The sequence below is a fragment of the Bacteroidia bacterium genome, assembly GCA_041391665.1.
GTDB lineage: Bacteria > Bacteroidota > Bacteroidia > J057 > J057 > JAGQVA01.
On sequence record JAWKNO010000003.1, the window covers coordinates 120,251 to 133,695 of the forward strand.

The 13,445-nt window shown below is 46.3% G+C and carries 11 protein-coding genes; all 11 read right to left on the reverse strand.

From position 1 onward, the window contains the following. Position 1: 1 nt before the first annotated feature. The 11 genes from R3D00_23295 to R3D00_23345 all read right to left on the reverse strand — a co-directional run bounded on the left by R3D00_23295 (position 2) and on the right by R3D00_23345 (position 13,427). A complete protein-coding gene (locus R3D00_23295; GenBank protein MEZ4776118.1) occupies positions 2–1,237 on the reverse strand; it encodes a hypothetical protein in 1,236 nt (411 codons plus the stop codon). After that, positions 1,234–3,255, reverse strand: coding sequence for a hypothetical protein (locus R3D00_23300; GenBank protein ID MEZ4776119.1), 2,022 nt, complete (start codon positions 3,253–3,255; stop codon positions 1,234–1,236). Before R3D00_23300 ends, R3D00_23295 begins: the two co-directional genes overlap by 4 nt. 34 nt (positions 3,256–3,289) lie before the next feature. Continuing rightward, positions 3,290–4,717: a GspE/PulE family protein gene (locus tag R3D00_23305; protein ID MEZ4776120.1), complete on the reverse strand. Its 1,428-nt coding sequence runs from the start codon at positions 4,715–4,717 to the stop codon at positions 3,290–3,292. Then, entirely contained in the window at positions 4,714–5,205 is a 492-nt protein-coding gene (locus tag R3D00_23310) for a prepilin peptidase (GenBank protein MEZ4776121.1), read from the reverse strand. Before R3D00_23310 ends, R3D00_23305 begins: the two co-directional genes overlap by 4 nt. 29 nt (positions 5,206–5,234) lie before the next feature. Further along, positions 5,235–5,642 (reverse strand): type IV pilin protein, encoded by a 408-nt coding sequence (locus R3D00_23315; GenBank protein ID MEZ4776122.1) that lies wholly within the window; start codon positions 5,640–5,642, stop codon positions 5,235–5,237. Positions 5,643–5,663: 21 nt separating this feature from the next. Continuing rightward, positions 5,664–6,806, reverse strand: coding sequence for a type II secretion system F family protein (locus R3D00_23320; protein MEZ4776123.1), 1,143 nt, complete (start codon positions 6,804–6,806; stop codon positions 5,664–5,666). Then, positions 6,803–7,258 carry a prepilin-type N-terminal cleavage/methylation domain-containing protein gene (locus tag R3D00_23325; protein ID MEZ4776124.1) on the reverse strand — a complete coding sequence of 152 codons (456 nt, stop codon included), beginning with the start codon at positions 7,256–7,258 and terminating at the stop codon, positions 6,803–6,805. The genes R3D00_23320 and R3D00_23325 overlap by 4 nt, the downstream gene beginning before the upstream one ends. A 359-nt stretch (positions 7,259–7,617) precedes the next feature. Beyond that, positions 7,618–8,859, reverse strand: coding sequence for a hypothetical protein (locus tag R3D00_23330; protein MEZ4776125.1), 1,242 nt, complete (start codon positions 8,857–8,859; stop codon positions 7,618–7,620). Beyond that, entirely contained in the window at positions 8,856–9,353 is a 498-nt protein-coding gene (locus R3D00_23335; protein ID MEZ4776126.1) for a hypothetical protein, read from the reverse strand. The genes R3D00_23330 and R3D00_23335 overlap by 4 nt, the downstream gene beginning before the upstream one ends. A gap of 87 nt (positions 9,354–9,440) precedes the next feature. Then, positions 9,441–9,725 carry a hypothetical protein gene (locus R3D00_23340; GenBank protein ID MEZ4776127.1) on the reverse strand — a complete coding sequence of 95 codons (285 nt, stop codon included), beginning with the start codon at positions 9,723–9,725 and terminating at the stop codon, positions 9,441–9,443. Positions 9,726–9,737: 12 nt separating this feature from the next. Beyond that, positions 9,738–13,427, reverse strand: coding sequence for a DUF6443 domain-containing protein (locus R3D00_23345; protein ID MEZ4776128.1), 3,690 nt, complete (start codon positions 13,425–13,427; stop codon positions 9,738–9,740). Positions 13,428–13,445 lie beyond the last annotated feature (18 nt).

Below are 13,445 nucleotides of genomic sequence, written 5' to 3' on the forward strand. Positions count from 1 at the left end.
TCTACTTTTTTTCTGATTGAACAAATCCTGTGACGACAAATTCATACATACCGGAAACATAATCATATTCACTAAAAAACAGACCTGCGGTTACGCCTTCATTGATCCTCCCCATTTCTTCTACCATAGAAGACACCGCAATAGAAGTTTTTGATTGGCCGCGGATCAGCATATCGGGAGGCTGGCCGGTCAATTTTTCATCAATTTTCCGAAGCTCTTTTATCGATGGGAAAATGATCATTTCCTCAAATACAATATCGCTATCAGCAACAGAAGCGATCCGGTCTGTCAATATGGATACTCTGGAAAAATTTTGTTGTTGATACTGCCCAAATCTTTCCCTCAACGCTGCAATCATACGCTGGTTCTCCGCCATTTTATTGAGAAGCATACTTCCTGCGCCTATTTGTGCTTCTGTCTGTTTGCGTTTTAGATAAATCACACTTCTCATGGCCATATTCAGCAACAACAATCCGGCAAGTACCATTGAAATCCATACCATCACCCGAATCCATCGGTGAGTTTTCTTTAACGCCTGCTGATGGAGCCTGATTTTGGAAAAAGTGGGGTTACTATGCGGGAAAATCCAGCTATGCACAACAGCACCATACAAGGGAAGCCATTCTTCATCCATATCAAGATCTTCAGCACAGCTGGCTGTTGTTACAATTTCCCCCTGAATGTCTTGTGCTGCAACCAGGCCATTTCGCCACCAATAATCCCCGGAAGGTGTTTGAAGAAGGTAGGTCTTTGGGGGAGAATAACCCGATAGAAAGGGAATCAAAGCAGAAAATATCACATTGGAAAAATAATGACTGACTATCCGTTTTTGGATAAGGCCCAAGGCTTCAAATAACCGATCATGCGTTTCTTTCCGCGCTACCACAGCAAATACTTCACCTTTTTCAGCGCCCGGAAATGTCTGAATGACAAAGTCTTTTTTGTTTTCTATTGATACGCCCATTACTTCCCGCAAAGGGTCAGCAATCGGTTCTGTCAGCCATTTACCGACAGAAAGTCCCTGGGTTTTAAGTACCAGCGGCAACCCCGGGGATTTAGCCAGATAAGTGAGTAATGAGGGATGATCCTCAAATTTCTTTTGCTCCAGTACATCCAGCCGGCCTTTGTTGTTGCGAACCAATAGTACACGGGAAACAGGGCTTTCTGATGAAAGTTCGACACCACATAAAATATGGGTACCAAAATAACCCAACGAAATCAGCAGTTTGCGAATCATTGATATTGAATAGTGGGTGTGAGATAAATGATCAGAGAAGATTCGGCTTTGTTTTTGTCCACATTGCCAAACAGCCATTTGAGAACAGGGACCCGGCTCAGGAAAGGGAGCCCCTTTGTATTTTCCCTCGACTCCTCCTGACTTAATCCTCCCAAAATGACAGTTTCGCCATTCTTAACCCGAATGGAAGAAATAAACCTTCGGGTAGAAATGGTCGGAGGAACGTCTGCGTCAAATGATCCGACGGGTGTGGTGAAATCGGGAATAATATCAAGGGTAACCATTTCCCCATCAGAAATATAGGGGCGGATCGAAAGTGTGATATTTGCATCTATTCGTTCGAAGCGTTGGGTAAACTGCTGAAAATTGCTGACTGCACCCGTGCTTGCAGTCTGGGTTTCAAGCAGAAAATACTGGGTTTGGCCGATGGTCAGACTGGATTCTCTTCCATTGAGCATGGAGAGTACGGGTTTCATCCTGACTTTGACATTCCCCCTGGTTTCGAGCGCCTGAAGGCTGATGTGAAAGTTTTCATCCAGCACACCGATCGGACTAAGCCCGGGAATGTTTGACAACAACTGATTGATCTGTTCTCCATTCGCAGAAAAATCAATGCCGGGAAAAAGATTTTTTACCAATGAAGAATCGCCCGCATTGCCCATACCCACCTTCATACCGGTACTGACAAGTCGGTTTTTATTCACTTCGACCACAATCATTTCTACTTTTACCATGGGCACAGGCTGATCGATTTCTTTGAGGAATGCAGCGATCTCATCTACCTGCTCTATCGGCCCTTTGAGAATCATCCGGTTTAGTTCCGGATATTCGACTACTTCTGTATCTCCGATTTTCAAGCGGGAAATCTGCGGAGGGGAGGTATGGATTTCCGGCACAGAAATCCCCGGGCTGAAAAACCCGGAAGATTGTTCCCCATAATAATTACCATCCGGGTAGTTTTGACGGGGAGTTGCAGTTACAGGTCTTAAGATTGGGGATGGGGTGTTTTGCCTTTCTTCAGGTAATGCGCCGGGGATGAGATCCATTGCTTGAAAAGTCGGACGATGGCTCATATTTACCACCCGAATAGTATTCAGCCCATTCTGAGATCTTGCGCCTACCAGATATAATTTCCCTTCACGTTTAAAAGTATAATTGGTTCCCTGCAGAAGATATTTCAACACATCATCCAGCAGAGTGATTTCCGCATTCAGGGTAACCGCCCCCTCCAAATGATCATAGATCAGATAGTCGGCATGCAATTCTGCAAATATCTCGCGAAGCAGGATTTCCAGATCGGCATCGGTTGCCTCAATAGTCAGATATGAATAGTCGGCATCAGAAAATGCTTCAATATTGAAATTCAGGCTGCCTTTCTGCTGGGAACTGTTACGGGTCTGCAATGGCTGAATCACCTGAAAGCCCTTGTTGCGGTTACTGATTTTGTAACCATTAGCGGCAAAAATCGCCTGAAGCGCCGTATCGGTGTCGGTAGGTGGAAGAAAAGCGGTAAGCACGCCATCAGTTCCCGGTTGAGTGATCAGTTTGCGCCCGGTAAGTGAGGAAATGGTTTTCAGCACGTTGTACAGGCTATCGTTTTTCAGGTCGCAGGACAATTTCCCTTCCGAAAAAAATATGGCTGGTGGCTTTGTTGCCTGACGCTCATGCACAATTGCCGGAGGCTGCCAGGGGTAAAAAGAAAGGATAGCGCCCGTTGCCTGTATGGAGTAGGAAAAATGAGTACATAAAAATAAAAAGACTGATTTTACCGGCTCATCGATCAAATGTGTTGTAAGAAACAGGCCCTGCGTATCATCGATAAATACGTTCACTTTATGCTCAGCTCCCACTGCCCGAACGTATTCGGAGAGCGACACATCCCGCATGGAAATGGTAGTCTTTTCATTCAAACCGGGAATGAATCTGGCGAGCGAATCGAGTTGAACAGCCAGTTTTTCTATTCGATCTTCTGTTTGCCCGAAGCCCGAAAAAGGCAGGCAAAAGCACAGGCAGGCCATAATTTTCACTAAAATCGAGACCCTGAGAATTGAATTAATTTTCATGATTCCAATGCTGATAAGCCTCTTCCAGAGAAGTAATTCCTTCAGAAACCATTTTTTTAAGGTTTTGAGTTAATGAACAGATATGATGGGTATGCATATAAGAATAGATATCCAGACTCCCTGTTTTGATCATATTGGTCAGCGATTTGCTGATGGGAAGAACCTCAAACACCGCCTTACGCCCTGTATATCCGGTAAAAAAACAGTCTGTACAGCCTGCAGGCACATAATGGCTATGGATACCATAAGCCTGTTGCAGTTCCGGGAAAATGATTTCCTCCGAAAGCGATTTACATGTATTACAAAGAATGCGGACAAGCCTTTGGGCGACGACCATACGAAGAGAGGCAGAAAGTAAATATGGCGCTATGCCCATATCCTGTAGTCGCGTAATGGCATCTCCGGCGCTGTTGGTATGAAGGGTAGAAAAGACCAGGTGCCCGGTAAGTGCTGCCCGGATAGCGATTTGTGCGGTTTCACCATCTCGTATTTCCCCAACCATAATAATATCGGGGTCCTGGCGGAGAAATGCCCTCAACGTACGCCCAAAGCTCAGCCCGATGTCATCGCGAACCTGCACCTGATTTATCCCGGAAAGATTATATTCTACAGGATCTTCGACCGTCAGGATATTTTTGTTGGGACGATTGAGGTGGTTGAGGGTGGCATACAGCGTCGTTGTTTTTCCGCTTCCGGTGGGACCGGTGATAAGAATGATTCCATTTGGGCGGGAGATGGCCTGCCTGAACCGCTGTTCTTCTGCCTGGCCAAGGTTAAGCCGCGCGATATCCAGATGCTCCTGAGACCGAACCAGAAGCCGGAGAACCGCCTTCTCACCATATTTACCGGGAAGGGTAGAAACCCTCACATCGACGGGACCTGTGGCAGAATCAATTTTTATCCTGCCATCCTGTGGCAGCCTTCGTTCGGAAATATCGAGATCTGCCATTATTTTTATCCGGCTGATCAGGGCATTATAGCGGGGGAGAGAGATCTCATACTTTTCGACGAGCTGCCCTTCCCAGCGAAAGCGGATGCGGGCCTCAGACTCGTAGCGCTCGAAGTGAATATCACTGGCTTTTTGCCTGATAGCTTCATCCACCGTACGGTTGATGAAGCGAATCACATCAGACGATTCGTCTGATTCTGAAAATGCAACATTTGCCCCGGCAATTCCCGTCCGGGGATAGACAGAAGCCAGCATATCATTGAGCTTTTCGGGAGAGATTTCCGTAAAATCCAGGGACTTACCCAATAGCAAGTGAGCCTGGACAAGGTGATCTTTTGAACGGGTATCGCCGATAACAGAAATCATATCCGGTCCAACCTTCACCGGTACCAGGCGAAAAAAATGAGCCTCTTCCGCCTTCAACAGGCCAACGGCCCGAAAATCGATTTCGAAAGTTTGTGTTTTCATGAGTACAAATAAATTTTGGCCAGATAGTAATGCCAGAAAGGCATAAAAACAGAAAAGGTAATACCAAGAATGCCTGCCAGGGGAATCGGGTAGGTTTTTGGGATAAGGCCGGTCATTCTTCCGATAAGAAAAAAGACACTCAGAAAAAAGGTATTTACGCTGTAAAAGAGGAGAAACCAGAAAGGTTTGAACCATATTCCCAGTATCATGAGAAAAATCACGTCTCCCCACCCCATTTTTACATCCATCACTTTCTCCGTCCCTCTGACCCTGTAAACAACCCATACTACGCCCAGTATGGTTGCCAAAAAGGCCAGATTGATCATCCAGTCTCCCGCAAAACCCCACCCGTCTTCGTTACAGCGGTAACAGACGCCTCCCAGGGCAAGTAGCCCGAGGGGAAGGATATGTATTTCCCGGTAACGAAAATCCTGCCAGGCAGTAAGCAGGCAGTTGCCCGCTCCCAGTGTTAAGAAAAATATAGTCATTATTGAGTTAAATCATTGTCGCGCTCTGCTCAGTCTGGTATAAGTTCTTTGGGAGTTCCGCTTTTGTCGATTTCCCAGACATTGTACTTGCCGTCTCCATCAAAATCTGTAACGGCAGTAGCCCGGGCCATAAAGTTTTCCCGGTCTGCTTGTACTATTTCCAGCAGATAGTGGGCGTTTCCGTTGTGTTCCGTCGCCAATGTTGCCTGCTCAAATCCTATGGTCTGTAAGTCAGCGCTATATTGAAGATTGGTCATGTAATGATTTTCCTGCAATTCTGCCAGATGCCGCAGGTTGGTGCGCGCTTCCATGGCGTAAGTGCGGGAAATAATAGGTTTTAATACCGGAAAGGCGAGTAACAGGAGGATTCCCAATATCGCCAGGACGACGAGCAATTCGGTCAGGGTCATCCCTGAAAAACTTTGTTTGATTTTCATGATTGTTGTATGTTTAAATAATCAGCCAATGGCATTCCCCAGCTCAAACATTGGCAGGTACATCGCAACCAATATCCATGCGACCATTCCACCTAGCACCACGATCAGCAGGGGTTCTATAAATTGAGTGAGTTGCTGAATTACCCTCTCAGTTTCTTCTTCCATAGTCATTGCCAGCTGGTTCATCATCTCATCCAGCCGAGCCGTTTGCTCTCCTACTCTGATAATCTGTACAAAAAAAACGGGAAAAACATGGGTTTGCCGAACCGCATCGTACAAAGTACCGCCCTCCACAACGACCTTTCGGATATTTTGCGCTGCCTGCTGAATCGGGTAATAAGACATCATTTCTCCGGTCAGAAACAGTGCCTGGTCAAGAGAAACTTTGGCTGAAAGGAGCATACCCAGACTGTAGGCAAACCGCGAAAGATGTAATTTCAGGATCAGACTTCCCAACAAAGGGATTTGCCCAGAAGCAGCTGCGGAAAGTTTTTTCATCCATAACTTTTCCCGAAGAAAAAATCCACACAAGCCCGCTATAGCTGCTGCGACAAACAGCAGCCATCCGCCTGATCCGAAAAAACCAGCAATGTTTATTACCCATTCTGTAATAGCGGGAAGTTTTGCATCAAACTGCCTGAAAATATCCCGAAACATGGGCACAACGAAAGCCAGCATAAAGGACAAGACAAGGAAAGAAATACCTACAACCGCAGCAGGATAGGAAAGTGCCTGAATAATTTTCCGGCGAAGCTTGACCTTTTTGTCAAAAAAAATCGCCAGATTATCCAGCACTTCCACCATCCGCCCGGTTTGTTCTCCCATATGGAGACTGTGCACTTCAAAAGAACTAAACACTTTTGCCTGAGCTTCCAGGCTGGAAGACAGGGGTTTTCCGCCCGCAAGCTCGTCGCAAATATGGGTAAGTATCTGCCGGATATCTTTCGTGGATGCTTGTTCTGCTACAACCGTTATGCTATCCATAATCCCCAGGCCTGATCGCAGCAAAATCGCCAGCAGGTGATAAATGCGCTGCTTTTCTGAAAGGGAAATGGCCGGGCCAAGCCTCATTTCCCATTCGCTAAAAGACCGGACCGGGGTATTTTGCGGAGCAGAAATTCCGGTGTTTTTTCGCGGCAGGTGACTTAGATACAGAGGTTTCATTTTCTTACCGCTATGCTTCGTTCCGGAAGTAAAAACATCTGAAAAAACAATCGACCGGAGTCAGAGATTATCATTTCTCCGGCCATTCCCTCTCTTGCCTGAACTCCGCGCAAAGTATCTGTTCGCTCCCCTTCTTTCCTGATCAATACCGAATCGCCTAATAGGTAATAGATAAGAGGCAATCCCTGCACATCATTCAGAACCAGGACCAGCTCGTCCCCCGTTTGCTTACCTGCAAAATCGACAGCGTGCCAGAAATCATAGGAAGCCTGGCTGACAATCCTGCTTAAGTCCAGAGATTTCAGCATAGTTGCATGGTAGTTTTTGCTGCTTTTGTCAAAGGTCTGCATGATCTGGTGCCCAAATAAAATGAGCAGCCCGGTCAGGGTCATGGCGACCATCATTTCCAGAAGGGTAAACGCGTACAGATTGGGTTTCAAAATAGTTTTCATGGTTACAAAGTCTTAATGTGGTGATGATTGTGCGTGTTTCCAGCAAGCGGTTTTTGTAGTGACAGCTAACAGTAATTTCAAATAATGGAGGTTGAGCAGATAAAGGCGTGACTTTACAACTAAGGACTCTACCATCAATGGGGTATTCATGTTCAATATTATTGCAGGTCAGCACCTGATACAAGGCCTGTCGCACCAGCATCTGGGTGTGAAACTGTTCGGCGGGCGCATATATTCCGGTGATCTGGCGGAAGGCGACCCATCCGCCGGAGAAAGCGATTGACAAAACAGAGAGCCCTACGATCACTTCCAGTAGAGAACTTCCCTTGAGCCGGTGAGGTAATATTCGTTTTTCCACCTTACAGCCACTCAATGATTTTGAGCCATCCGCCTGCATCTGTGATTGCTCCGGAAAACTCAGGGGAAAGTTCTCCCAGGTTTATTTCGGCGTCCATCAGGTAGTTAAAATATACGGTTGCAGGTGTTTTCAGCAGGAAATTGCCTGCAATCACTCTGCCATTTACCTTTCCCCTAAGGTCGAGGTTATGATGGATTTTTACGAGCCCATACACCGTAGAACCGGGGTTGATCAAAACATAGTCATCGGCATTACGGGGAATAACGGTTTCTCCAGGGTCGAAGAGGAGTTCACCTTCAAGAATCGCACCCGTATCCAGTGTCATATATACCGGAGTAACATCGGTTTTTATCACACCCACGACAGAAGGATAATGAAGGTGGACATTGGCCTCAACCTCTACAGTATCTGTGGCAAATGCCTGAACTCGCCCGGAGAAGCCCTTCTGAATTACAATCTTGCGGGCAAAAAGCAGGCAATGCTCCAGCTCCGCTGTGGCTGAAACTACGATTTGGTTTGCGGAGATGATGCGGCATTTTCCGGATAGAGCTACTTCATCCAGAACCACCGACTGCTTTTCGACGATTTCCAATCCCTCCCCTTCCCAGGGTTGTACTGCTTGTATATGTTTTAGTTGCAGCACACCGGGAAGGGGGAAAGGAAGATTTTGCAGAATATTTTTCAAAGGTTCGACCGCATTTTCGGATATAACCGGATGACTGTTTGTGCTTGATTGAAAGATTTTTCCGTACACCATTTGGTCTCCCGAATAAACCCTGTTCCCTACCCTTCCGGAGTGAATGTCTGTCCGTCCCAAAATTGCATCGCCCATGATTCGTGTATCTCCCGTGACTGTCAATGGCTGGCTGACTCCATTCATTATCAGGGCGGCAGGCGACGCAGCGATGGATTGCCCGGCAAGGCAGGAGCGGCGCTCCCGAAATCGAGCAAAAACCCCTTCTCCGTGTATCAGTCTCAACAACCCCCAATCTTCGGCAGAAGCATAAAAGCTGTCTCTTGTTGATTCAAAAAGTTCAACCGCATAGGTTTCTTCCCGGGCAGGATTTTGACTCATCAGCCAGGCCATACCCGATCGAAGGTTTTCCATTGCCCGTTCTTCTGCATATCGGCCATGTAGTATTTGGCGGTAATGGTCATTGACGGCAAGAATACTGCCCAGCATAGTTGCAATCACCAAAGAAATGGTCATCGCATAAGCCATTGTACTACCGGAAAATTTCATGGATATATGGTTAACAGGTTTTGTTTTTTTATTGTCATAGACTGACTACCTGTGCCCAGTCTGACAAAGTCAGGGGTAAGTTTGCTGATAAGAAACCCTTTGAGGGTATCGCCTTCGCGAATCATCCTGTTTCGACCGCTTACGGCAACTACTCCGGTAAGGGAAACTTCTGTGTTATGGCTTACCCCGCCGAGATATGCGATATCTGGAATTGAAGGCGGCGGCGGAACTGGTTTTTGGGGGAATAATTGGGGTTGTAAGGAAGTGATACCGGAAACTTTGCGGGCATCAAAACCAGCAAAAGGATCGCCATAGTTTAAAAGCAGTTCAGGGTTTTTACCAAACTCTATGACAGGAACGATGGTCAGATCTTCCTCATGTGTGAGCACAGGGCCATCGTTTAGCTGCAAGCCATCTGCAAAGCGGAAAACAACCCCGGCCCAAATGCTAAGCACAACTGGGCCCAGCAAGCGATTGCTGAATACATGTTTCATGATTGTGTTTTTGGTGGTGCTTGTAAATGAAAGAAAATGTGGCCATTCCGAATAACTTCTCAGTATCCGGAATGACCACCGGATGGACTATATACTATCCCTGATCAGTTGAACAATCTCTCTGAGTTTTGCTTCAACCGGAGGATCGTAACGCTTGTGAAAATGATTCCAGCGCCGTTGCTCCGTATAAAGGATACACCGCAACTCAGGCAAAGACAATGAGGGAAGATCACTTTCCAGATTTAGATCCATTCCTGCCTTGCCCACTTCCGATACATCAAAAGTAAGCGCAAAGGAATCGATTAAATCAATTTTTGCTGTTGGTTTTGGAACGTCTTCCAACCGTAGATCATCTGAATGAATAGTACTCATAACTGAAAATTATTAAGGATTTACAAATTCACTAAGTCGAATATAATTAGGAACAAGATACTCTGCTTCACTTTGGCCAGTTGGGATTGAATAATTATTGTAAGGATTTTTTATTACCCGACTTTCAGGGATTCTCAGAACGTGAACCGTTCCTTTTGGGCCAGCAAAATACCGAGCAACTTCCGGATCATCTGTCAAAGATATTAATGGCGATTTGGGATTAAAACTATTTTCAGCATGTGCTTTCATGAGGTCGTCGAGATTACTGTTTTCTATGATTTTCTGAGAGTGCAGATATCCCCCGTCCTTTGCTGCATAAGACTTAATTACCCGCGAGGGAGTCGCATCACCCCGATAGAGAATCAGAAATCGCTCCGTGACCGTCTCGGTCTCAGCTGCCAGCGGCACAGATACCCTGGCTTTACCCAACGGGGACAGCGCTTTTGCACCTACGACAGTCTCTATTACAAAAAACGTGAATTTTCCATGCGCTGTGCCTGCTACTTTAGGATCTGAGCTATTAAGATCCTTAAAGGTATTCACCACACGATCTTTGATTTGGGTCGCAACACCTGCCGGATCCTGATACAGTTCATAGCCAAATTGTGCCACACCTTTTACCATCTGATATTGCCCTTCAGGCGTTCCTGATTTTAGCAATTCTACCAGCGCTTCCAGGATAGACACATCGCTATACATATTTGCCGCTATATTATCATAGATCGACATGTTGGGGTTGACATAAATAGCCTCCAGGCCATCGAGGTCCATAGCCTGAACAGGAGTATTTTCGGCGTACTGATAAGTAGTCAGGTAGGTAAATTTATCGGCCAGAGGATCGACACTTACAAAGCGTCCGATATCTGGCATATACCATCTGAAACCATAGTCATACCAGTCTATATTCAGATCAGAGGTCAGTTCTTTCCCATTAAACCGGAGTCCGTTTTCTACCCCACTTTGATAAGATTTTCCGCCCATGCGCATACCAAAGGGATAGTAATGATCTTCCTGCACAATCACCCAATCGATAACATTATCTGGCCGAAAGCTCACCCTTACATTGCCCAGGTGATCGGTCAGGTTATACTGATATTCAAAGGCAGACTGATTGACAAAATTTACCCGCCCCTCTTTGTGGGTAAAAAAGAGAAGTTCCTGATTCTGGTAAAAAAACCCGTTGACATAATCTTCATTTGTCGTCGTGCCGGCAATGACTTTCTTGCGGAGTTTATTTCCTCCGGCATCGTACACAAATTCGACGCGGCTTCCGTTACTATACTGTATTTTGACAGGTTTACTCAGGTGGTTGTAGGTGATGGAAATCCCCTTATTGTTGTCGGTAATAATATTGCCGCCAGCGTCGTAGAAATAGTCTGTTGTGGTAGGATTTCCATCGTAAAAATGGTCAATCCCGAGACTGGAAAAGGACGAAGTAATCTTGTCTTTTACCTTTGTAACCGTATTGCCGGTATAGGTATAGGTCAGGTCATCGATGAGGCCATACGAAGATGTTCCCGTTTTTCCTTTTCGTTTCAGCTTCTGGATATTGCCATTGAGATCATAGGAAATGTCATTGACAGAGTAGCGGTTAAGCTGTTCATTCCATACACCATTGGCACCTTCTACTGCAAACCACGCATCCTTCAGCCTGGCCATTTCATCGTATTGAAAGCCGTACCCCTTGACATCACAATCTGAAGCAGTCTGCCAGACGATCCCCGAGATATTACCTGTGTATTGTGCAACTGCGGTAGCGTTCAGCGCGGTAAAGCCCGAGTTGTGATACAACTTCATACCAAAGATATCTTCCGTATTGTCGTCCCCAAAAATGTTGGACAGTTCCTGTGTACCCACATTTACAAGTTCACCTCCGGGCCCTTCAGCCGTACCGGTAACACTGCACTGCGGATTGATCTGGTTGATATCTGTCAGCCAGTTGCGGATATTGTAAGCGTAGTCTATCGACTGAGTAAAGGAGTTGCCCTGATTGGTTGAATGAAGATTTTTTTCTGACAACCTGCCCAAAGCATCATATTCCAGAGAAGAAATCATTACCGGCGTATCTTTGACGCCATCGAGTTCATTGGTCTGAGTATTGGTGAGCTCTCTTCCCCGGTGGTCGAAAGTAAAGTCATTGATGACCGCATAGTTTCTGTTTTCATCGGTATGCCTGTGTACTTTCCGCAGCGCATTTCCGTTGAAATCATACTTGCGGGTCAACAATTCTACTCCCCCGATATGGTTTTCTGTAATGACCTGAATGTCACGGCCTCTGTCGTCGTAGAATATTGCCGACAACATACTATCGGGCATGTCGGTGTCCTTGTTGAGTATCCAGGTCCGAGTGCCGGTTTTCTGTCCTGCTACTCTTCTAAACGGATCATTATCAGGAACTTCAGGCTCAAACGTATATACCTTATCGGGGATACCATCGAGATTAAAATCGTAATGATCGTACCACGTGACAGTATGCATCTCCTTTACGACCTGAGGAAAAGCCTGATTTGAATAGCCCTGAAACTGATCAAAGTTGAGTGGAGATCGGGATTCAAACGGTTTAAGCTGGCCATTTTCAAATCCGGTACGAATGGAAGCCTGAAGTTGATCGCGGGTTTGGTTGGCTGTATTCTGAAAAATACCCGTCATCACCGGTCGGCCCAGATGATCATATTTGGTAAATGTCCAGTACTGGGCATTTTGAGCGCGGAGCGCGCCATCCTGAGAAAGCACGAGTTGGTCAAGCGGATCATAGACAAAATATTTCCAACCGGCGCCCGGTACCTTTTGCGCGATCATGCGCCCTTTTTCATCATACTGGCAGGAGAAGGCGAAATTGGAAATGATGGAGTTGGCGTAAATATTGCCACCATTTGTGAGTACGGTTTTCATTCCTTCAGGCTGAATTACGATTCGCAGCCGGCCAAAATGGTCGTACAAATAGCTGGTATTGGCCCAGGTAGCCGGGTTGTTTACGGAGGTAGATGCATTCACCTGATCCCGGCGCAAAATGATCCGTCCGGCGTTGTCTTTATACTCAATCGCCGATTGTCCGTTTTCGTCTTTTGTCTCTATGATAGTAAGCGAATTGGCGGGGTAAGTGCCCGCTGCGACAAACTGATCGGTAGCCGCATTGTATGTCCAGCGGTTTACGACATCAATCCCGACCGAAAGGTCATTGGTGCGGTAATAGATTTTTTTCGTATGTCCCTGAGCCAGTTGCCAGTCAAATCCGGGTGCGCCCTGTTCAATCATACGACCTAAAGGAGAAGGTTCCATTACATGATCGGAAAAGGGATAATCCCGGTCAGCAGGTGCGATCAATCCCATCATATCAAAATAGGCATCCTGTTCTCCCAGCGCATTGGTTCTGAAGTTTCCGCCATTGGTACTGGTAGACTCATAAGGCAAATAAGCCCTGGGCACTCGTCCAAAAACATCATATATCTGAAAGCTGACTTCGTCTTTGGCTTTGACGGAGGCTTTGACTTCTACCGTCTGAATAGGACGTCCCAGACCGTCAAAGTATTGCACAGACCGGTGTTTTTCCTCCAGATCAGACAGGTTTGCCCATGCATTTTCTGAACTTACCGGTTTACGGGCCACTTCTGTCTGAATAAAATGCTGGTTCACAGACTGAGCAGTCAGGCTTCCCGCCAGCGCCCATGTCATCGCGACCCCGGCACAAATGTGCCTTTTCATGGTTTTCATTATGCTGTT